General features: G+C 33.6%; 22 protein-coding genes and 2 tRNA genes. 16 read left to right on the top strand and 8 right to left on the bottom strand.

Annotated elements, in window-relative coordinates:
- The first annotated feature begins 76 nt into the window (after positions 1-76).
- The 3 genes from trxA (at position 77) to BLT84_RS02285 (ending at position 1,622) form a co-directional block, all read left to right on the top strand.
- Positions 77-394 (top strand): thioredoxin, encoded by a 318-nt coding sequence (trxA, locus tag BLT84_RS02295; protein WP_034893699.1) that lies wholly within the window; start codon positions 77-79, stop codon positions 392-394.
- A 131-nt stretch (positions 395-525) separates the two neighbouring features.
- Positions 526-1,464, top strand: a complete 939-nt coding sequence (locus tag BLT84_RS02290; protein WP_091262594.1) for a DUF58 domain-containing protein — start codon at positions 526-528, stop codon at positions 1,462-1,464.
- Between the two features lie 84 nt (positions 1,465-1,548).
- Positions 1,549-1,622, top strand: a tRNA-Asp gene (locus BLT84_RS02285).
- Positions 1,623-1,834: 212 nt separating this feature from the next.
- Here the strand turns inward: BLT84_RS02285 and BLT84_RS02280 are convergent.
- The gene (locus tag BLT84_RS02280) at positions 1,835-2,857 is read right to left on the bottom strand and encodes an endonuclease/exonuclease/phosphatase family protein (RefSeq protein ID WP_172822432.1); all 1,023 of its coding nucleotides are present in this window, start codon (positions 2,855-2,857) and stop codon (positions 1,835-1,837) included.
- 547 nt (positions 2,858-3,404) lie between these two features.
- Between BLT84_RS02280 and BLT84_RS02275 the strand changes: the two genes are divergently transcribed.
- A tRNA-Asp gene (locus BLT84_RS02275) sits at positions 3,405-3,478 on the top strand.
- A gap of 132 nt (positions 3,479-3,610) precedes the next feature.
- On the opposite strand, the gene BLT84_RS02270 is transcribed toward BLT84_RS02275, so the two are convergent.
- On the bottom strand, positions 3,611-4,375 hold the full coding sequence (locus tag BLT84_RS02270) for a hypothetical protein (RefSeq protein WP_091262591.1): 765 nt from the start codon (positions 4,373-4,375) through the stop codon (positions 3,611-3,613).
- Positions 4,376-4,703: 328 nt separating this feature from the next.
- Between BLT84_RS02270 and BLT84_RS02265 the strand changes: the two genes are divergently transcribed.
- From BLT84_RS02265 to BLT84_RS02250, 4 genes are all read left to right on the top strand, one after another.
- Positions 4,704-5,009 carry a CidA/LrgA family protein gene (locus tag BLT84_RS02265; RefSeq protein ID WP_034888390.1) on the top strand — a complete coding sequence of 102 codons (306 nt, stop codon included), beginning with the start codon at positions 4,704-4,706 and terminating at the stop codon, positions 5,007-5,009.
- Positions 5,006-5,707, top strand: a complete 702-nt coding sequence (locus tag BLT84_RS02260; protein ID WP_091262589.1) for an LrgB family protein — start codon at positions 5,006-5,008, stop codon at positions 5,705-5,707. The genes BLT84_RS02265 and BLT84_RS02260 overlap by 4 nt, the downstream gene beginning before the upstream one ends.
- Positions 5,708-5,861: 154 nt before the next feature.
- Positions 5,862-6,254, top strand: a complete 393-nt coding sequence (locus tag BLT84_RS02255) for a hypothetical protein (RefSeq protein ID WP_091262587.1) — start codon at positions 5,862-5,864, stop codon at positions 6,252-6,254.
- 106 nt (positions 6,255-6,360) lie between these two features.
- Entirely contained in the window at positions 6,361-7,044 is a 684-nt protein-coding gene (locus BLT84_RS02250; RefSeq protein ID WP_091262585.1) for a sensor histidine kinase, read from the top strand.
- Positions 7,045-7,067: 23 nt separating this feature from the next.
- Here BLT84_RS02250 and BLT84_RS02245 read toward each other — a convergent pair whose 3' ends face one another.
- Entirely contained in the window at positions 7,068-7,565 is a 498-nt protein-coding gene (locus BLT84_RS02245; protein WP_091262583.1) for a DUF456 domain-containing protein, read from the bottom strand.
- 133 nt (positions 7,566-7,698) lie between these two features.
- Here BLT84_RS02245 and BLT84_RS02240 point away from each other — a divergent pair, with 133 nt between their 5' ends.
- The 4 genes from BLT84_RS02240 to BLT84_RS02225 all read left to right on the top strand — a co-directional run bounded on the left by BLT84_RS02240 (position 7,699) and on the right by BLT84_RS02225 (position 11,215).
- Positions 7,699-8,061, top strand: coding sequence for a BlaI/MecI/CopY family transcriptional regulator (locus BLT84_RS02240; protein WP_091262581.1), 363 nt, complete (start codon positions 7,699-7,701; stop codon positions 8,059-8,061).
- Between the two features lies 1 nt (position 8,062).
- Positions 8,063-9,472: a M56 family metallopeptidase gene (locus tag BLT84_RS02235; protein WP_091262579.1), complete on the top strand. Its 1,410-nt coding sequence runs from the start codon at positions 8,063-8,065 to the stop codon at positions 9,470-9,472.
- A complete protein-coding gene (locus tag BLT84_RS02230) occupies positions 9,469-10,620 on the top strand; it encodes a tetratricopeptide repeat protein (RefSeq protein WP_091262577.1) in 1,152 nt (383 codons plus the stop codon). The genes BLT84_RS02235 and BLT84_RS02230 overlap by 4 nt, the downstream gene beginning before the upstream one ends.
- Before the next feature lie 118 nt (positions 10,621-10,738).
- Positions 10,739-11,215, top strand: coding sequence for a hypothetical protein (locus BLT84_RS02225; RefSeq protein WP_034888405.1), 477 nt, complete (start codon positions 10,739-10,741; stop codon positions 11,213-11,215).
- Positions 11,216-11,308: 93 nt separating this feature from the next.
- Here the strand turns inward: BLT84_RS02225 and BLT84_RS02220 are convergent, their stop codons facing one another.
- The gene (locus BLT84_RS02220) at positions 11,309-12,439 is read right to left on the bottom strand and encodes a glycosyltransferase (RefSeq protein WP_091262575.1); all 1,131 of its coding nucleotides are present in this window, start codon (positions 12,437-12,439) and stop codon (positions 11,309-11,311) included.
- Between the two features lie 123 nt (positions 12,440-12,562).
- On the opposite strand from BLT84_RS02220, the gene ruvC reads away from it, so the two are divergent.
- The 3 genes from ruvC (at position 12,563) to BLT84_RS02205 (ending at position 15,153) form a co-directional block, all read left to right on the top strand.
- Complete coding sequence (gene ruvC, locus BLT84_RS02215; RefSeq protein ID WP_034888409.1) at positions 12,563-13,114, top strand: crossover junction endodeoxyribonuclease RuvC; 552 nt, start codon at positions 12,563-12,565, stop codon at positions 13,112-13,114.
- 25 nt (positions 13,115-13,139) lie between these two features.
- Entirely contained in the window at positions 13,140-14,336 is a 1,197-nt protein-coding gene (gene hemW / locus BLT84_RS02210) for a radical SAM family heme chaperone HemW (RefSeq protein ID WP_091262573.1), read from the top strand.
- 70 nt (positions 14,337-14,406) lie between these two features.
- Positions 14,407-15,153, top strand: a complete 747-nt coding sequence (locus BLT84_RS02205) for a cyclase family protein (protein WP_091262571.1) — start codon at positions 14,407-14,409, stop codon at positions 15,151-15,153.
- 202 nt (positions 15,154-15,355) lie between these two features.
- On the opposite strand, the gene tsf is transcribed toward BLT84_RS02205, so the two are convergent.
- The 4 genes from tsf to rplM form a co-directional block, all read right to left on the bottom strand.
- Positions 15,356-16,180, bottom strand: coding sequence for a translation elongation factor Ts (gene tsf / locus BLT84_RS02200; RefSeq protein ID WP_034888413.1), 825 nt, complete (start codon positions 16,178-16,180; stop codon positions 15,356-15,358).
- Between the two features lie 94 nt (positions 16,181-16,274).
- Positions 16,275-17,165 (bottom strand): 30S ribosomal protein S2, encoded by an 891-nt coding sequence (gene rpsB, locus BLT84_RS02195; RefSeq protein WP_034888416.1) that lies wholly within the window; start codon positions 17,163-17,165, stop codon positions 16,275-16,277.
- 164 nt (positions 17,166-17,329) lie between these two features.
- A complete protein-coding gene (gene rpsI / locus BLT84_RS02190) occupies positions 17,330-17,716 on the bottom strand; it encodes a 30S ribosomal protein S9 (RefSeq protein WP_034888418.1) in 387 nt (128 codons plus the stop codon).
- Positions 17,716-18,171 carry a 50S ribosomal protein L13 gene (rplM, locus tag BLT84_RS02185; protein WP_034888419.1) on the bottom strand — a complete coding sequence of 152 codons (456 nt, stop codon included), beginning with the start codon at positions 18,169-18,171 and terminating at the stop codon, positions 17,716-17,718. Before rplM ends, rpsI begins: the two co-directional genes overlap by 1 nt.
- A 377-nt stretch (positions 18,172-18,548) precedes the next feature.
- Here rplM and BLT84_RS02180 point away from each other — a divergent pair, with 377 nt between their 5' ends.
- Positions 18,549-19,118, top strand: coding sequence for a lipocalin family protein (locus BLT84_RS02180; RefSeq protein WP_091262569.1), 570 nt, complete (start codon positions 18,549-18,551; stop codon positions 19,116-19,118).
- Positions 19,119-19,154: the final 36 nt, after the last annotated feature.

The following is a 19,154-nucleotide window of genomic DNA, read 5'->3' as shown; positions in this document are numbered from 1 at the left end:
AAATCTAATATGACACGTGTAAGTTTTGGCAAAATATTTGACTATTTTTACATATTAATCGGAAAAAATAAAAATTATGGCTTTAGAAATAACAGATGCTAATTTTGAAGAAATGGTGCTTAAAAGCGAGCAACCAGTAATGGTCGATTTTTGGGCTGCATGGTGTGGACCTTGTAGAATGGTAGGACCAATTATTGATGATATAAGTAAAGATTACGACGGAAAAGCAGTTGTAGGGAAATTGGATGTAGATGCCAACCAGGAATTTGCTGCAAAATACGGAGTAAGAAATATACCAACGGTATTGATCTTTCAAAATGGGGAAGTAGTAGGGCGTCAAGTAGGTGTTGCTCCTAAGAACACTTACGCAGAAGCATTAGACGCTTTATTGTAGTATATAAAGAGATCTTCTAAAGGAAGATAGATATATTTTGAAAAGACCTGGCAATTATGTTAGGTCTTTTTCATTTATAAATATTCTTTACCTTTCATTATCATTCTTAATTAAGAAGTCCATCATTTTCCATGAAAAAAGGTTTAGAGCAAAACGTAAATGAATTAAATGACGCATTCAATTTAGAACTTCTGGCAAAGCAAATTGTAGAAGGTTTTGTATCTGGAATGCATAAAAGCCCGTTTCATGGTTTTTCTGCAGAGTTTGCCGAGCATAAATTGTACAATAATGGGGAAAGTACAAAACATATAGACTGGAAGTTGTATGCTAAAACAGATAAATTATACACCAAAAGATTTGAAGAAGAGACCAACTTAAGATGTCATTTAGTTATAGACAACTCTTCTTCCATGCATTATCCAAAAGTCAATGGTTTTAAAAGAGATAATCTTAATAAGATCAACTTCTCTATATTGGCTGCTGCGGCTGTGATGCAGATTTTAAAGCGACAGAGAGATGCGGTTGGTTTGAGTATATATAGTGATACTTTTGAATTCTACGCCCCAGAAAAAGGAGGGGAGCGACATAGGCATATGCTTTTAAATACGTTGGAAGGTGTTGTAAATACTCCAATTAAAAATAGGCAAACCAAAAGCTACACGTATTTACATCAAATAGCAGAGAAATTAAAGAGGCGGTCTCTGGTTTTTATATTTACAGATATGTTTCAAGAAGATAAAAACGCAGCAGAATTATTTGAAGCGTTAAAACATCTTACTTATAATAAACACGAAATTGTTCTATTTCATGTAATAGATAAGCAGCATGAATTGGATTTTAATTTTGATGAAGCACCAAAAAGGTTTGTAGATGTAGAAAGTGGAGATCATATAGATCTATATTCGCAAAATTTTAAAGATTCCTATCATGAAATAACTAAGAATTACTTCAAATTTTTACAATTGCAATGTGCAAAATACAAGATTAAGTACGTATTGGTGGATGTGAAAGAAAATTTTGAAAAAATTTTAACTACCTATCTAGTTGAGCGACAAAAATTTAAGGGGTAGAGGAAAGGTTGCTGTAAAATTAAATCAAAAAAATATTTGTGGAATCTAAAAACTGCTGTATATTTGCCCTCGCAATCAAGCAACGGTCTGGTAGTTCAGTTGGTTAGAATACCTGCCTGTCACGCAGGGGGTCGCGAGTTCGAGTCTCGTCCAGACCGCAAGTTTGCAACAAAAGAAGCTTCAAGAAATTGAAGCTTTTTTTAGCAAGTATAATGAAGTTGTGTTGTTTATCTCATGAGAAGTCAAATTCTATGAGGTATGTGGTTAAAATGCTTGATTTATCAAGTATTTACCAATGAGAAGCTTTTTTCCATTAGGTTGGGAAAGGGCTTTTTTCTTTTTAGATCGATTCTATTAGGGTGAATAAAATTTACTCAATAACAAATTTGGCGTATAAAGGGAAATGATCTGAGCCAATTTTTGATAGTGTATTAAAGTCTTGAACAGTTATGTCTTCAGTTACAAAAAAGTGATCTAGAGGCCAGCGCATTATTAAAGACTCTGCATTAAACGTATTATAGAGTCCTCTTCCAATTCTCACATCTTTTAGATTGCCATCTTTGCCAAATAATCTAGAGGTATTAGACCACGCAACATCGTTAAAATCTCCAGCAATAATTGTAGGTAATGTGTATTTAGACGCTATATCTCCAACTCTTAATAATTCTACTTCTTTTTGTTGATCCTTTCCTTGTTCTCCAATATTTTCTGGATACTTATCACTAGGAAAAGGGGCTACCGGATGCACTCCAACAAATTTGAATTCTTTTCCGGAAGCCAGAGTCACATTCGTAAAGAATGATGGCACTTTGCTATGACTTAAAAATTTGATCTGATGATTTGATATTGGTAGTTTAGAATATAATGCCATTCCATAGGCGTTGTCTAAAGGATATTCTATAGTATAGGGGTGTGTCTTTTTTAAATAAGAAAGATGCTCCACCCACCAAGAATCTACCTCCATTAGAAGAATAATATCTGGTTCTTTGGTGGTAATTATCTCTTTTAGTGTTTGAGTCTTCCTATTTTTTATTAGAACATTCGCAATTAGAATATCAACACTGTTTTTATTTGTTACTTCGGAAGCTTTTACGGTCTTAACTACGGTATCTTTTAGAAGATAAGGAGAAATAATTTCAAATTGAATAAATATAGAAGCTAAAAGTCCTGAAACTAATGCTATGCTGGAGAATTTCCATTCTTTAGTTATCAGGAGAAAGGAAAGAAATAGAAAAATGCCAACTGTTAAAAGCTGAAGGCGTGGAAAATCTAGAATTTTTAAATACCATCTGGGTATATCATATACTAATGATGCAAGGCTAAACATGATAACCAGGCAACTTAATATGATTACTATGACCTTTGCAAACTTTCTGATATTCTTAGATTTCATTTTTGAGATTTTCTGAATTACTTTAAAACTTGAGCTTCCTGCTGCAGCTATTTAGTAAGATGATGATGCAACTATTCTACATCAGGATATTGATAAAGACTGATTACGATGAGCATATAATAACAGAATTTAAAGAACCTACTTATGGATGTAGCTTCTAAAATACGATTTTTAAAATTCGAACCTTTTTTGAAGTGGTATTGTTTTGGATAATTGATGTGAAACAATCGATAAGCGATTAGAATTGATTTTATAAATCGTAATTGCAGAAAAGATGTATTTAGAATTAGCGATGATATAAAACATTTAACTAGCGCACAAATAAAACTTTGTGAGATCAATTATTAATACTCCCAATTTCATGATTATTTATCCTTTTAATAGCTCATATATAGTGTATAATAAGATAATAAAGAAGTAAGTATTAATAATTCGCATTAGTCATAGAAAGGTCTTCTCAGCGCTTAGAAAATATTATGAAAAAAAGTGGCTTACTGCTTTCTAAGTTGGAGTAACTACTGTATATTTGCCCCCGCAACAAAGCAACGGTCTGGTAGTTCAGTTGGTTAGAATACCTGCCTGTCACGCAGGGGGTCGCGAGTTCGAGTCTCGTCCAGACCGCAAGTTTGCAACAAAAGAAGCTTCAAGAAATTGAAGCTTTTTTTATGCGCTATAATGGAATCTGATTGGTGTGAGAAAAAGATAAAAACAAGCACTCTTATTTTATAAGGATGCCTGTTATAAAAAAGATGGTTAATTTCTATCTGCTGCTTGAATTTCTCCAGAAAGTCCGCTTAGCTTGGGTTGAAATATCCATAGTTCTGTACTGCCGCCTTGGGTTATTTCTCCCCACTCTTTTAGGAAATTTTTAAAGCTTCCATCACCGTAAAGTTTGTTATAAGAATCTACAAATTTTGGATCTTCGCTCATAAAAGAATATTTGTCAAAGAAATATACAGCTACCATATCTTTGCCATCTTTGGTAGAAGGCATTTCATTCATATAAATTCCATAGGCCATATCTTTATAAGCGTCGCCCATTACTTTTTTTACTTTTTCCATGGCGCTATTTACTTTATCTCCTTGAAAACGCTTTATATCATAGAAGTCTAAAAGTAGTTTGTCTAGTGTAAAATCTATAGGAAAGCTAGATAGTCCATTTTCAAATTTCCAATAGGTGGTTGCCGTTTTATTACTTATGTAAGGCTGCACATTACTATTCCAATCATTGGTGTGTGCTTCAGATTCATCTCGAGAATCCATGGCGCTCCAAGGTAATGGTCCCATGACCCACATATAACTTCCCGCATTTTCTCCACTAGCTATGTAATAAACCCTTGCACCAAAAGGTCCTTCAGCATGAAACTGTTTATTATGAGAGGCTATATTGGTTTCAAATTTTTTAACATCGGCAGAATTTGGAGTGAGCAAGGTATTCTCCATTATTGCATATTCTGCATTATTTTGAGACATTGCTAAAAACGGGATCAATAAGATCAAAAAAAATACTTTCTTCATGATTATATATTTAGGTGGTTAATATTAAATCTGAAGTTCTGAGTAGAAGGTATAGGGCTTAATTAAATGGGAGGAGAATTATAGATTACAATTTAACACATTTAATTCATTAAATCTCTATAAAGGCGGTAATTAATATTATTTAAATGATTAAATATCAGTAGATTATATGCTTATTTTATCTTTTTAAAGAAGGAAGTTGTTGCCAATTTCGTTTGTGTTATTTCAATTCTTAATTTTAGAACATTAAAAAAATAATTCTGTGGGTATGATCTTAAGGCGAAGTAAGGAGTGGCTAACATTATTGAGGTCTCTTTTATATATTTTTATGTTTCTAGCCTTGGGAGAAATTATAGTTTATTTCCTGTTTCCATATATTCCCGGAAATATTGTTGGAATGTTCCTCATCTTCTTTGCATTAAAATTCAGAATTATAAATTTACAAGATGTAAAACCTGCTTCAGATAAGTTGATGAAATATCTGGTGCTTTTCTTTATTCCGTATGGGGTTGGTTTAATGTCTTATTTTCATCTTATAGAAGATTATTGGATATCTATCACCTTTGCTGCTGTTTTAAGCAGTTTACTTACGTTATATATAACTGCACTCGTGCTTCAAAAAATGGAAAAATGACAATTAGGATCATTCTACTTTCATTTTTTGGAGTATTAATTACTATAGGTATTTATAATATCTTTTTATGGGTACGAAAGAAATGGAATTTCGCTTTATTGAATCCCGTTTTGCTTACTATTATTGCTATAATGCTGATATTAAGTATCGCCGAAATCGATTTTCAGGATTACAATAGGGGAGGAAGTTTACTTAGTTTTTTTCTAGGGCCTTCCATAGTTGCATTAGGAGTTTACTTTTTTGAAAAATATGAAGAGATCAAACAAAACCTATTACCTTTCTTTACTGCAATTTTAGTTGGAGGAGTAACCGGAATCTTATGTGTGATTTTTATCTTATTACTATTTAATGTACCACCGGTAATTATAAATTCTTTGGCAGCAAAATCTGTTACCACCCCAATTGCTATAGAAATAACAAAAACATTGGGCGGTGTACCAGAAATTACAGCCGGGGTAGTGATAGCTGTAGGGGTTTTTGGTAATGCTATAGGACCTGTGTTTTTGAAATTTTTGGGCATAACAAGCACTAGAGCTTTAGGTACCGCTTTAGGAACTGCGGCACATGGTATTGGTACAGCTAAAGCTATGGAAATTGATAAGTTGGCTGGAATATATAGCGGCTTGGCCATGTGTGTTAATGGCGTTTTTACGGCTATCTTGGCACCGATCTTTTTGGAAATATTAAAGACATGGTAATTATGATAAGTTTGTGGTGTTCATTCATAATTTGTTAATAAACAGTTAGATATATGATGAGGTAAGGTTAAAAATTATATTTTATCGTGCTATTTGCCTTTAATCATTTACTTTTGTACCGCCCTATTTTTAACTTAAAGCTTAATTAGAACTTATGCCCCAATTACCAGAAGAAGTTGCTCTAGAGTTCAACAGAGTTAAGAGTTTAAATCAATTCAAGCTTGAATATGACAAGCTGCAAGATGAGTTTGAAAACTTAACCAAATTAGCGGCAACAATAGCAGAAACAGATATGGCTATGATCAATCTGGTAGATAACTTTACGCTATGGACAATTTCTTGTTACGGTATTTATAATTCTCAAATGCCTAGAGAAGAATCTATATGTCAATACACTCTTAAAGAAGATGAGTATCTAGAAATATCGGCTATTAAAAAAGATTCTAGAACTAATACGAAAGCTGTTGGTGATAATAACTATTATATAGGTTTTCCATTGATTACTCCTACCGGGGGAAAAAATAGGAGCTCTTTGTATAGTTGGTAAATCTGAAAAAAAACTACCAGCTACAAAGATCGAGCAATTAAAATTAGTCGCTCATGAAATAGTTGAAAAACTAGCTTTAAAACGTGATCTAGAAAGTGCTAGAAATTTGGTTACGGATGCTCTTCATACACAGAAAAAATTAGCTCACGATTTCAGAGGACCTGTAAATGGGATATTAGGTATTACCAATCTCGCATCTTACGAAGAAGAACTTACGGTAGATGAGGCCAAGACTTATTTAAATATGATTGGCCAAAGTAGTACAGCACTTTTAGGACTTGCCTCAGAGATCTTAAAATCTGGTAATAGAAATAATGATGATGAAATTTCATTAATCAGTTTTGAAGAGCTGGGAGATAGGTTAAAAGATCTTTACTTACCACAAGCAGTAATCAAGGATATAAGTTTAGACGTAAATTTTAGCCTTGAAGATTCAACTACAATGGTGGTAAGAGACAATTTATTACAAATAGCTGGAAATTTAATTTCTAATGCAATTAAATTCTCACCTAGGAGTGAGCGTGTTATTCTAGAACTAAAATTTAATGAAGATTCTAATATCTTAATTTTAAAGGTAATTGATTCTGGTAACGGTTTTTCTATAGAAAAGATTCAAAATATAATAGATGGTAAAGCTATACCATCTGCAGGTTCCAATGGTGAGATTGGGTATGGATTAGGATTAAAAGTGGTGCGGCATCTGGTAGATGAGCGTCATGGAAATTTAAAGATTTACTCCGTTCCAGGTAGGGGAAGTGAATTTGTGGTAGAATTACCCCAGATCTTGTAAAATTTTATAAGAATTATATGTTGTTAAAAGATTACTTCCTTGAATTCCCATACCTTATAAACGTACAGGATTAGAAAAGCAAGGCTAACTAGAAACTCCATAACACTAGATGCGACTAATCCAAGAAAAGATCCATACGCAGCTCTTAATGCAGATTTTGAATTACTCTTATTCACAATCTCTCCCACAAATGCCCCTATAAAAGGTCCAATAAGTATTCCAAATGGAATTGGAGCTATAAGTCCAACGACCAAACCAATTGTGGCGCCGATCATTCCAGATCTGCTGCCTCCATATTTCTTAGTTCCCATGGCTGGAACAGCCAAATTGAGTATAAATATTACAATGGCAATAATTAATGTGATTCCTAAAAACCAATAGTTCATCTCAATAGAAGGAGCTAAAAAGAAAACTAATAACCCAAGCCAACTCACAGGAACTCCCGGTAATACTGGTAAAAAACTACCTAAAATTCCCACTATCAATAAAACTCCGGCTAGTAATACTAAAAATATATCCATATAAATTTTTCTTTTTTTCAGCTAAAATATCAATTTAAAAACAATCTTTTAACTAAATAGTTAGTTATAACTAATTATTTAGTTTATATTAGCTTCTTAGTTTAGATATAAAATCCCAATTTATAAAGTACTTATGAAGCAGTTAACGAAAGCCGAAGAAGAGATCATGCAGATCTTATGGCAATTGAAAGAAGCTAATGTTGCCAACATTATAGAAAGCATGCCCGAGCCAAAACCTGCCTATAATACTGTTTCTACCATAGTACGCATCTTGGAAAGCAAGAAATTTGTAGATCATAAAAAAGTAGGGAAGGGCTATAATTATTTTGCGCTGGTAGATAGAGAGACCTATTCCAATCAGAGCATGAATAAGTTGATGGATAATTATTTTAATGGTTCTTTTAAAAGTATGGTGTCATTTTTTATGAAAAAGAATGATCTGGATACTAAAGAGCTGGAAGCTATTTTAAAGGAGATCAATAAAAAAGATTCTTAAGATGTTAGCTATTATTTTAAAAATCATATTCTTTCAATTACTGTTCTTACTAGTGTATGAGCTCTTATTGAAAAAAGAAACCTTCTTTAATTACAATAGATGGTATCTTCTACTTACTCCAATTATAGCTTTAACGCTACCATTTTTGAATATAACTTCGTTGAATGAATTGATACCGCAAGAATCGGCAGCAGTAATAAATAGTTTTTGGCTTCCGGAGATAATTATAGGTGGAAGTCCACAAGCAATAGAAACATTGCCTGAAGTAAATCTGTCATCACAATCTACGTCTATAAATTGGTGGATGTTGGCTTATGTCTTTGGAGCTATGCTTAGTTTAGGAATTGTTTTTAAAAAATTTTTGAATCTTAGAAAGTTGTTCAATTTCAACTTGATCTTTAAAGCTGATACTTATAGAATTATTGAAGTTCCATCATCCAACTTGGCATGTACTTTCTACAAAACTATATTTTTAGGCGATCAATTATCTGAAGCTGAAAAAACCCAAATCTTAGCTCATGAGATAGTTCACGTGCAGGGCAAGCACAGTTTAGATCTTGTTTTCTTTGAAATCTTTAAGATCGTATTCTGGTTTAATCCACTTATCTATATCTATCAGAATAGAATTGCCACTTTGCATGAATTTATAGCAGATGCAAATGTGGTAAAGACAACTAATAAAGGCAATTATTACGAACAGTTATTGAATAGCGCTTTTAACACTCAAAATATTTCATTCATCAATCAATTTTTCAATCATTCATTAATCAAAAAACGAATAGTTATGTTACAAAAATCAAAATCTAAAGCCATCGCAAAATTTAAGTATTTAATGGTTGTGCCATTAATGTTTGTTATGCTTACCTATGTTTCGTGTTCTACAAAAGACGAAAATTCTTCAGAAATTAAGGATGTTTCAATTTCAACACAATTGGAGAATTTAACCCAGTCGGTTAAAGCAAAAGGAGAACTTTCAGAAGAAGAAATGGTAAGATTTAAAGAATTATTAGCGATTACCTTGGAAGGAAATATATTGAATAAATCAGCATCGGATGGCTCAGATGTTCCTTTTGCTATTATAGATCAGGTTCCTTTATTCCCGGGTTGTGAAGACTTATCTTCTAATGAAGAACAAAAGAAATGTATGTCACAAAAAATTCAAGATCATGTGATGAAAAACTTTAATGCGGAAGTTGGTAAAGGTCTAACCGGAGTAAACAGAGTTATTGTTCAGTTCAAAATAAATAAAGAAGGAAGAATTGAAAATGTTAAAGCAAGAGCTGCATCTCCCGAATTAGAGGAAGAAGGTATTCGTGTTATTAACTCTATACCTCAAATGATTCCAGGAGAACAAAGCGGAAAAGCAGTTGGCGTTATGTATTCATTGCCTATAGTATTTCAAGCTAAATGAGAATAATTTTTATCATTTTAATAGTGTTAGTTGGTAAAGCCGAAGCTCAAACTTCGGCTTTAGCTATTAGCGATAGTTTATATGCTCTTGGAAATTACGAGGAGGCCATCTTAGAATTAAAATCCTTCGAACCAAAAACAGAGGCTGTATTCGTGAGATTAGCTAAAGCAAACGAAGCATCTGGAGATTGGGATACTGCGCTGGAATATTATCATAAAATACTTGTTCAAAATCCTAATCGAGTACTTACTGCTATAAATTATGGCGAACTTTTGCAGAAGGTTGGAGATATAAAGGCTGCAGACTCATTATTTACAAATTTATCTATTGCATATCCAAAAAATGCAAGTTTTCAATATAGACTAGGAGAGATCAAAGAGTCTAAAGGTGATTCCATTTCCATAGAATTTTTCAGAAAAGCTATTGCTTTGGATACTACACATCAGCAAGCCTTATTTAAAGTTGCTAAATATGAGCTGGCACATTCCAATTATCCACTTGCAAAGAAATTTGCAAAAATGGGTCTAGAAAAAAATCCAAAGAACGTTTCTTTATTATCTATCCTAGCACAAACCTATTACAATCAACAATACTACAGAGCTGCGATGGAACAATTTGAAAAGATCGTTGCTCTAGGTAAGGGAAATGAATTTGTCTATAACAAACTTGGGATGTGCTTTTATAGATCTTTTCAATACGAAGAGGCGATAGAAAATTTTAAGGAATGTTTGAAATTTGAAGATCGAAACTCTGAAACTCATTACAATCTTGGAAAACTATATGCAATTATTGGCGATTTTCAGAAATCTGAAATAGAACTTCTAATGGCTATTCTCATTAAAAAACAACCTGTAGATGCAGAGTTTTTAAGCTTAGCATTGGCCTATAAAGGTTTGGAAGATTATAAGAATATGTTGAAATATACCGAAGCTGCTTTAGAGGAAAATCCCGACAATGAGCGTGCTCTATATGAAAAAGCAATAGCCGCAGATAATTATTTTAAGGATATCACATCAAAGATCCAATATTATCAAAACTACGTTAATAGCTATAGCCAAAATGGTAATCCTAGTTTAATAGAACTGGCTCAAAGTAGAATTTCAGATCTAAAGAAAGAACAACATCTGCAAGTAGAAAACCAAAATTAATAATTAGATAATCTATTTAAATAGATATAATTCAGGCTTTAAAAGCCATAACGCAAATAGCTTATAGATTGTTGGGATTTCCTTATTTTTGAATATTCTAAGAAAGAAAATCTACCGAATGAAAAAAACATTACTCCTAATCTTTTTAGTAGTACTGGCTAGCTGTAATAATTTTGAGACTAAAAAGATCTCATCTAAACAAGTGCTCGATCAGGAAACCAAAAGTTTGAACTGGAAAGAGGTAGATGAGTATCCGGCTTTTGAGAATTGTAAGGAAATTACAGAATTAGCCGCTGCAAAGAGATGTTTTGAAACTACCGTAGCCAATTCCATTTATGCATATTTAGAGAAGCAACAACCTATAGTTACAGAAGCCATAGATGATACGCTAGTTCTTTATTTAGAAATATCTAAAAATGGGAAACCTACCATAGATTCTGTCTCTGTAGATACTACCGTAACCAATCAGCTTCCAAATATTAAACTATGGTTAACTCAAAGTGTAGATTCACTTCCTAAGATCTATCCAGCAAGTAAGCGAGGTATACCTGTTTCTAGCATCTTTAAAATGCCTATCTTAATAAAAGCAGAGTAGTTCTGAAATTCAGCATAGATTATTATTAATTATGTTTTTGGATCGTATTCAATTTAGCTCGTTTTAGTTCCCAGGCTTAAAACCATGCAAAATTTATTTTCTAGATTTCCTTCCTTTCCATTCATAACCTGAAAATAGAGATAAGATGGCAATATAACTGGTAAAAAATGGATATAGGAGACTGCACCACAGGTAGTGCTTTAGAATATTTAATTTTCCAAAATAGAAGTTCCATTTAATCAATAGAATAAGGTCTATATAAAACTTCATCAGAAAACTTATAATTACTAGCTTATAAGAGATGTTGCTTAGAAAGCATAATGCTGCTGTAATGCATAGAAATAAATTCATTAAAAGGACTATAAGCCCTGTTAATTTGGAAAAATTGCTTGTGTAGGCAGAAGATTTAGCGGCCCATCGAATTCTCTGTGATATTAAAAATGAAAAATTTTGCTGGTAATTGGTGAGAATTTCAGCTTCAGGAGATCTAAGATACGCTACCGCAAAATTTCCCTCCTGTAATTTTTGCAGTAAAAAAACATCATCTCCGCTAGAAATATGGTCATTCCCAGTAAAACCTTCTACCTCTATAAATGCTGTTTTCTTGTAACAAAGATTTGCAGCGTTGCACATAAATGCCTTTTTATTACCAAATGCAGCAGCTCCGGCAGCTTGCAAACTCATAAAATCGATCTCCTCAAAAATTGCTACTATAGATGTTGGGATTGTTCCCGGAAATCCTACCGGTCCTGCAATCAAACTCGCCTTGGTGGTAATTAATTTTTCATTAAAAGCCTGTAGCCAGTTTATTGGCACTTCACAATCTGCATCTGTGGTAATAATATGATCATAACTAGAGAGGTTGATGGCTGTGAGTATCGCATCTTTTTTAGGAGAATTGGATCTTCTTTTATTGGTTAATATATCTATTTGAAGTTCCGGATTTTTACGTTGAAATTCCAAGCAAATGTCTTTTGAGCGATCTTCTGAAGCATCATCTATAAGCAATATTTCAAATAATGAGTTAGGATAATTCAATTTTGAAAGAGAATATAAAAGCTCATTTATATATTTCTCTTCATTCCTGAACGGGATGATCACAGAAAACTGAATTTGTGGAGGAAGGTATTGTAATTTGAAAATTGGAAGCCTGTTCCAACCGTAAATAAAGTACCCAATCAATATCAGATAAACTATTGATATGAGCATTAGGATCGTCGTCATTTAGGGATGTTTAAAGCCGCAATTAGGACTCTGTTACCTGAACTGAATTATGTAGCTTTGTAAGGCACCGCGAATTTAATGAAAAATACGTTTTTGGGGTATAAAATCTTATAATTAAGGCTATTGAAATCTGAAAGAATTATTTTGGGGATAGATCCAGGAACCACTATCATGGGCTTTGGACTGATAAAAGTGGAAAATAAAAAGATGACATTCTTGCAGTTGAATGAATTGTTACTTCAAAAATACAACGATCCCTATGTGAAGTTAAAGTTGATATTTGAGCGTACCATAGAACTTATAGATACGTATCATCCAGACGAGATCGCTATTGAAGCGCCGTTCTTTGGTAAGAACGTACAATCTATGTTGAAATTAGGAAGAGCACAAGGGGTTGCCATGGCTGCTGGACTTTCTAGAGAAATTCCTATCACCGAATATCTTCCAAAAAAGATTAAAATGGCTATTACCGGAAATGGGAATGCAAGTAAAGAACAAGTGGCTAGAATGCTTCAAAGTCTATTAGGATTGAAAGAACTGCCTAAAAATCTAGATTCTACAGATGGATTGGCTGCTGCAGTCTGTCATTTCTATAATTCAGATAGGGTAGAAATAGGAAAAAGCTACACAGGTTGGGATGCGTATGTAAAGCAAAATCCTAAAAAAGTTAAATAGCCATTGTCAATAATAATCTAGATCTATGTTAGATATCAAAAGCTTTAATGAAACCTTGATAACCAATCCAGCTGGAGATAAGGTTAAAGAATTTGGTATATATATTCACATTCCTTTTTGTAAACAGGCATGTCATTATTGCGATTTTCATTTTTCTACTTCAGTAAAAAAGAAGGAAGAACTAATACAAATGATCTGTAAAGAGATCTTGCTGAGAAAAGATGAGATTACGCAAGAATTAGTTCAAACTATCTATTTTGGTGGGGGTACACCTTCATTACTATCAGAACTAGAATTAAAACAATTATTAACTACCATAGAAGATAATTTTGAGGTTTCTAGCACTGTAGAGATTACCTTAGAAGCCAATCCTGATGATCTTACAGCAGATAAGGTTAAGGAATTGAAATTAGCGGGTGTAAATAGATTGAGTATAGGAGTACAATCTTTTTTTGAGGAAGATCTTCAACTTATGAATCGTGCGCACAATGCTAACGAAGCCTTGACATCTATTAAGCTTGCAAAGCAATATTTTGATAATATTTCTATAGATCTAATATATGGAATGCCAGAGATGAGTGTAGAAAGATGGGAGGAAAATATAGATATTGCCTTATCATTAGATCTACCTCATTTTTCTTGTTACGCGTTAACGGTGGAACCAAATACTGCTCTAAAGAAATTTATTGATAAGGGGAAAATAGAACCTGTAGATGATGAGGTTGCAAGTATTCATTTTGATCTTCTTACCAATAAATTAAAATCAGCAGGCTTTGTGCAGTATGAATTTTCCAACTATGGTAAGCCAGGTTACTTCTCTCAAAACAATACTGCGTATTGGATGGGTAAAACTTATATGGGAGTTGGACCTTCTGCCCATTCCTTTAATGGAAATCAGCGCAAATGGAATATAAATAATAATTCATTATATATTAATGCCATAGAAAATGATAAGATCCCAGCGCAGAAAGAAGAGCTTTCTCTTACAGATAGGTATAATGAATATGTAATGACTCGCTTAAGAACTATGTGGGGTATTTCTTTGGAGGAGGTAAAAAAAGATTTTGGAACCAATTACAAGAAGTATCTCTTAGAGCAATCTGTTAATCTAATAAAAGAGGGCTTGTTGATCTTAGAAAATGAATCTTTAAAAGTTTCTGATAAGGGAAAGTTTTTAAGTGATGGTATATCTAGTGAATTGTTTTATTTAGATGAGAATTAATTAACCAATCCTTCATCTTGAACTGGTTTAAAGTTCTAATTATATATCATAATAACCGTAGGTAAAAGTAATGAAAACAAGCATACAGCATAAGAACAAAAGTTTTCTGGTAGATCTGTCTCAGCCTTTAGATATCTCTCTAAGTGTTCGTGGAGATGATAAGAATCCTATAGCGTGGTACTTGGAACATCCAAGAATAAAACCAGTAGTAGATGGAGATTTTGTTGGGAAGGTTGCAGAAGGGGCTTCCACAAATTTTAATAACATCTATTTCAATCCGCACGGGCATGGTACCCATACAGAGTGCGTTGGCCATATCACCAAAGAGTTTTATAGTATTAATGATAGCCTGAAGACTTTTTTCTTTACAGCAAAATTAGTTTCTATAGAACCTCTTAAAATAGAGGGAGATCAGGTAATTATTCTAGAGCAGATAGAAAAGTATTTAGAGAGGGGAGATGCAGAAGCCTTAATCATTAGAACACTGCCCAATTATATAGAAAAGCGAACCAGGAAATACTCTCATACTAATTGGCCATATCTCTCAGAGAATGCTGCAAAGTATATTAGAGACTGCGGAGTGAAGCATTTGCTCATAGACCTCCCTTCTGTAGATAAGGAAAAGGATGAGGGTAAATTATTAGCGCATAAAGCTTTTTGGGACTATCCCAAAAACACGCGATTTGATGCAAGTATTACGGAGTTGATATACGTTTCTAATAAAATTGAAGACGGTAATTATTTATTGAATTTACAAATTGCTTCTTTTGAAAATGATGCAGCTCCCAGTAAGCCTATTTTGTATAGGTTGGAGTAAACTAAAGCTGAAAAGTGTTATGCTATTGCTCTGTTTAGGTTACGCTAAATATCTTGAAATGCTTAATTAAGCTCGGCCAGACGTGGGTAAGAATTGAAATTGGCTTTAAATATACTAGGTAGCCGAATTATAAAAATAAAAAAGCCGTTTCAATTAAGAAACGGCTTTTCAATATGATTAAAGATCACTTTAGAAGCGAAAATTATCCTAAAGCAACTCTTTCAAAAGCAACAATAGTAAGATCGCTATCTACAGACTTTACGTATGCAGAAACGCTTAACTTGTTGTCTTTAATGTAGTCTTGATTTACAAGAGTGTTGTCCTTAAAGAAACGTTTAATTTTACCTTTTGCGATATTATCTAACATCTCTTCAGGTTTTCCTTCTTCTCTAAGTTGATCTTTTGCAATTTCAATTTCTTTATCAATTACAGTTTGATCTACACCATCTTCATTTAAAGCAACAGGGTTCATAGCAGCAGCTTGCATAGAAACGTTCTTTGCAGCTTCTTCAGCCCCATCTACATTTTTAGAAAGTCCTGTAAGAACAGCAATTTTATTACCAGCATGGATGTAAGAACCAACAAAAGGAGCTTCCATAGTACGGTAATCTCCAATTTCAATTTTCTCTCCAATTACACCAGTTTGCTCAGTTAATTTATCCTGAACTGAGATACCTTTGTAATCTGCAGCTAATAACTCTTCTTTAGAGGAAGTGTTGATAGCAATTTCAGCAAGATCTGTAGCTAATTGAACGAAAGAATCATTCTTAGCAACGAAATCTGTTTCACAGTTAAGAGAAACAATAACTCCTCTTGTAGAATCTTCATTAACTTTTGCAATTACAGCTCCTTCAGAAGAATCTCTGTCGGCTCTATTTGCAGCAACTTTTTGACCTTTCTTACGAAGGATCTCAACAGCTGAGTCAAAATTTCCATCAGCTTCTACTAATGCTTTTTTACAATCCATCATACCGGCACCGGTAGATTGTCTTAATTTATTTACTTCTGCGGCGGTTATCTTTGCCATGATGTTTAGAATTTTTGGTTTTTAATGAACAAGTCGTTTAGCTATTTTCAAAAGAAAGAACTAAACGACTCATAAAACTTATCAAAAAATTATGTTATTCTTCTTCGTCGTTAGACTTAGCTTTTTCTAAAGTCTCATGTTTAGACTCTAGTTTAACATCTTTTTTAGCCTCTTTCATTGCTTTTTTGTCTTCTGCATCTTTAGAAGGAACTTCTACATCTGCATCTGATTTTTTAGCTTTTGGGGCCTTAGGAGCTTTAGATTCTTTGCTATCGTCCTTATCATCTTTAGTAGACTTTCTTTCAGAAAGACCTTCTACTATAGCGTCAGACATATAAGAGATCACTTTGTCTATAGATTTAGATGCATCATCGTTAGATGGGATCACGTATTCTACTTCACGAGGATCAGAGTTAGTATCAACCATTGCAAAAATTGGAATGTTTAATTTCTGAGCTTCTTTAATAGCAATGTGTTCACGAGTTGTATCTACTACAAATAATGCAGCCGGAAGACGGCTCATATCTGAAATAGAACCTAAGTTCTTTTCTAACTTAGCTCTTAAACGGTCTACTTGTAAACGTTCTTTCTTAGAAAGAGTGTTGAAAGTACCGTCTTTTTTCATTCTATCAATAGAAGCCATTTTTTTAACGGCTTTACGAATGGTGATAAAGTTAGTTAGCATTCCACCAGGCCATCTTTCTGTGATATATGGCATGTTGGCTCTTAACGCTTGTTCTGAAACGATCTCTTTAGCTTGTTTCTTGGTAGCTACAAAAAGTATTTTTCTACCACTAGCTGCAATCTTTTTAAGAGCCTCTGCGGCTTCTTGCATTTTTGCAGCACTTTTATATAGGTTGATGATGTGAATCCCGTTGCGCTCCATATAAATATATGGGGCCATGTTTGGGTTCCATCTTCTTGTTAGGTGACCAAAGTGGACACCTGCATCAAGTAATTCTTTTACTTCTACTTTGTTTGCCATTTTTGTAATAGTTTACGTTCTGTTGAGATAGCAACAATCGAGTGGCGATATTTTTAATCTGGCCTCGACCGTTTAGATGCTAAACTAACCTCCGAAGGCGTATCGGAGTAACAACAAAAATCTTATTAAATATTAAATGAACTTTCTGGGCAATGCCCAATATATTAACGTTTCGAGAACTGAAATTTCTTACGGGCTTTCTTCTGACCGAATTTCTTACGTTCTACCATTCTTGGATCTCTGGTCATTAAACCTTCTGGCTTTAATACCGCACGGTTCTCTGCATCCAATTCTACCATAGCTCTAGAAAGTGCAAGACGAATTGCTTCCGCTTGTCCTGTAATTCCACCACCGTAAACGTTCACTTTTACATCAAAGTTCTCTTCGTTTCCAGTCATGTTTAGAGGTTGCATTACTTTAAAAAGTAATGGTCCGGTAGTAAAGTAATCTTTAAGATCCTTTTTGTTAACAGTAATGTTACCGCTTCCTTGCCCAACATATACTCTTGCAACAGCCGTTTTTCTACGACCAATTTTGTGAATAACCTCCATTACTTAATTTCGTTTAAGTTAATAGTTTTAGGTTTTTGAGCTGATTGATCATGTTCTGACCCAACGTAAACCTTTAAATTACGGAAGATAGCTGCACCTAATTTGTTCTTAGGTAACATTCCTTTTACCGCATTTTCAATAAGTCTTTCCGGAGCTTTATTGAATAATTCTGTTGCAGTTAAACTGCGTTGTCCCCCAGGGTAGCCTGTGTGGCGAATGTATTCCTTAGAATCCCATTTCTTTCCTGTTAAGTTGATCTTCTCGGCATTTGTAATAATTACATTGTCACCGCAATCAACGTGTGGGGTAAAGTTAGGTTTGTATTTTCCTCTAAGTAGTTTTGCAACTATTGAAGAAAGACGACCTAAAGTCTGACCATCAGCATCTACGTGTACCCAATCTTTGGTCACGGTAGCCTTGTTGGCCGATACTGTTTTGTAGCTTAATGTGTCCACACTAATTAATTTTACTTGTTATTAAACATTCCATTCCCCGTTCCCGATATTTCTATCGTGAAAACAGGGGTGCAAATGTACAATTATAAATTCATATTGCAAATAGGAGGTTCATTAATTTATTTGCTGTGAATAGTTTAAAGTTTAATCAGTTCTCAGGAGCGACTATGAGCTTCAATTTTTAACATTGCTACTTCATAAGCTACCATAAGACACTAATTCTTAATTTTATAAGTAAATTTCTTACGTTAGATAGGGTTTAAAAAGCTGAAGTGTGTTAAAAAACCGTTTAACGGCACTTTATGTGTTAATAAAGTCATAAATTAAACTTTAATGTGCTTATGTTTGCAGTGTTATAATGTTATAAAATTTTAGCTATGAACAAATTTTTTACTAGATCCCTATTATTAGTAGTTATAGTTTCATTGTTTTCCTGCGCTGCAGAAGATAGAGATGATGTACAATCTGCTGCTTTTAATGGAACAGACCTTTCAACTACCTTAGCACCATCAGATCTTGTTGGAACTTGGAATTTATCTGTTATGCAGGCAGATACTCCAGTAGATCTTAACAGTGACGGTACAAGTAATAATAACATTTTAAATGAGACCAATTGTTTTGATCAAATGGGGGTGGTGTTTAGAGAAGATATGACCTTTACTGCTACCAATGCAAAACTAGGTTTTAGTGGAGGTATAGATAATGATGAAATTACTTGTGAAAGTGGAAGAGCAGATTCCGGAACTTGGGATGTAGACGGAGATGTTCTTGTTCTTGACATTAATGTAGGTGGAATTATATATACTGAAAGAAAACAGCTTACTATTACCCCAACAACTTTCGCATTCGCAGTTACTAAGTTTGAATCAGACAAGTATGTGAGTGACCCTGGAGACAGTTCTGCTTCCCCAATCAGAATCCTGTCTTTAGAATATGCTAAGAACTAGCAAATTATTTACAGCAAGTGTTAATTTGAAAGAGGC

The sequence above is a fragment of the Gillisia sp. Hel1_33_143 genome, assembly GCF_900104765.1.
Lineage (GTDB): Bacteria > Bacteroidota > Bacteroidia > Flavobacteriales > Flavobacteriaceae > Gillisia.
The sequence above is the reverse complement of the archived record's forward strand: the minus strand, read 5'-3'. Positions and strand labels throughout refer to the sequence as shown.

Bases quoted from the DNA above. Each gene is read 5' to 3' on its own strand.
- BLT84_RS02245 (WP_091262583.1), bottom strand. From the start codon at position 7,565: ATGGATATATTTTTAGTATTACTAGCCGGAGTTTTATTGATAGTGGGA.
- tsf (WP_034888413.1), bottom strand. From the start codon at position 16,180: ATGGCAAAGATAACCGCCGCAGAAGTAAATAAATTAAGACAATCTACC.
- rpsB (WP_034888416.1), bottom strand. From the start codon at position 17,165: ATGGCAAACAAAGTAGAAGTAAAAGAATTACTTGATGCAGGTGTCCAC.
- BLT84_RS02230 (WP_091262577.1), top strand. From the start codon at position 9,469: ATGAGAATAATTTTTATCATTTTAATAGTGTTAGTTGGTAAAGCCGAA.
- BLT84_RS02205 (WP_091262571.1), top strand. From the start codon at position 14,407: ATGAAAACAAGCATACAGCATAAGAACAAAAGTTTTCTGGTAGATCTG.
- BLT84_RS02235 (WP_091262579.1), top strand. From the start codon at position 8,063: ATGTTAGCTATTATTTTAAAAATCATATTCTTTCAATTACTGTTCTTA.
- rpsI (WP_034888418.1), bottom strand. From the start codon at position 17,716: ATGGAGGTTATTCACAAAATTGGTCGTAGAAAAACGGCTGTTGCAAGA.
- BLT84_RS02260 (WP_091262589.1), top strand. From the start codon at position 5,006: ATGACAATTAGGATCATTCTACTTTCATTTTTTGGAGTATTAATTACT.
- BLT84_RS02290 (WP_091262594.1), top strand. From the start codon at position 526: ATGAAAAAAGGTTTAGAGCAAAACGTAAATGAATTAAATGACGCATTC.
- BLT84_RS02180 (WP_091262569.1), top strand. From the start codon at position 18,549: ATGAACAAATTTTTTACTAGATCCCTATTATTAGTAGTTATAGTTTCA.
- BLT84_RS02240 (WP_091262581.1), top strand. From the start codon at position 7,699: ATGAAGCAGTTAACGAAAGCCGAAGAAGAGATCATGCAGATCTTATGG.
- BLT84_RS02280 (WP_172822432.1), bottom strand. From the start codon at position 2,857: ATGAAATCTAAGAATATCAGAAAGTTTGCAAAGGTCATAGTAATCATA.
- BLT84_RS02225 (WP_034888405.1), top strand. From the start codon at position 10,739: ATGAAAAAAACATTACTCCTAATCTTTTTAGTAGTACTGGCTAGCTGT.
- BLT84_RS02270 (WP_091262591.1), bottom strand. From the start codon at position 4,375: ATGAAGAAAGTATTTTTTTTGATCTTATTGATCCCGTTTTTAGCAATG.
- trxA (WP_034893699.1), top strand. From the start codon at position 77: ATGGCTTTAGAAATAACAGATGCTAATTTTGAAGAAATGGTGCTTAAA.
- BLT84_RS02220 (WP_091262575.1), bottom strand. From the start codon at position 12,439: ATGACGACGATCCTAATGCTCATATCAATAGTTTATCTGATATTGATT.
- BLT84_RS02255 (WP_091262587.1), top strand. From the start codon at position 5,862: ATGCCCCAATTACCAGAAGAAGTTGCTCTAGAGTTCAACAGAGTTAAG.
- BLT84_RS02265 (WP_034888390.1), top strand. From the start codon at position 4,704: ATGTTTCTAGCCTTGGGAGAAATTATAGTTTATTTCCTGTTTCCATAT.
- hemW (WP_091262573.1), top strand. From the start codon at position 13,140: ATGTTAGATATCAAAAGCTTTAATGAAACCTTGATAACCAATCCAGCT.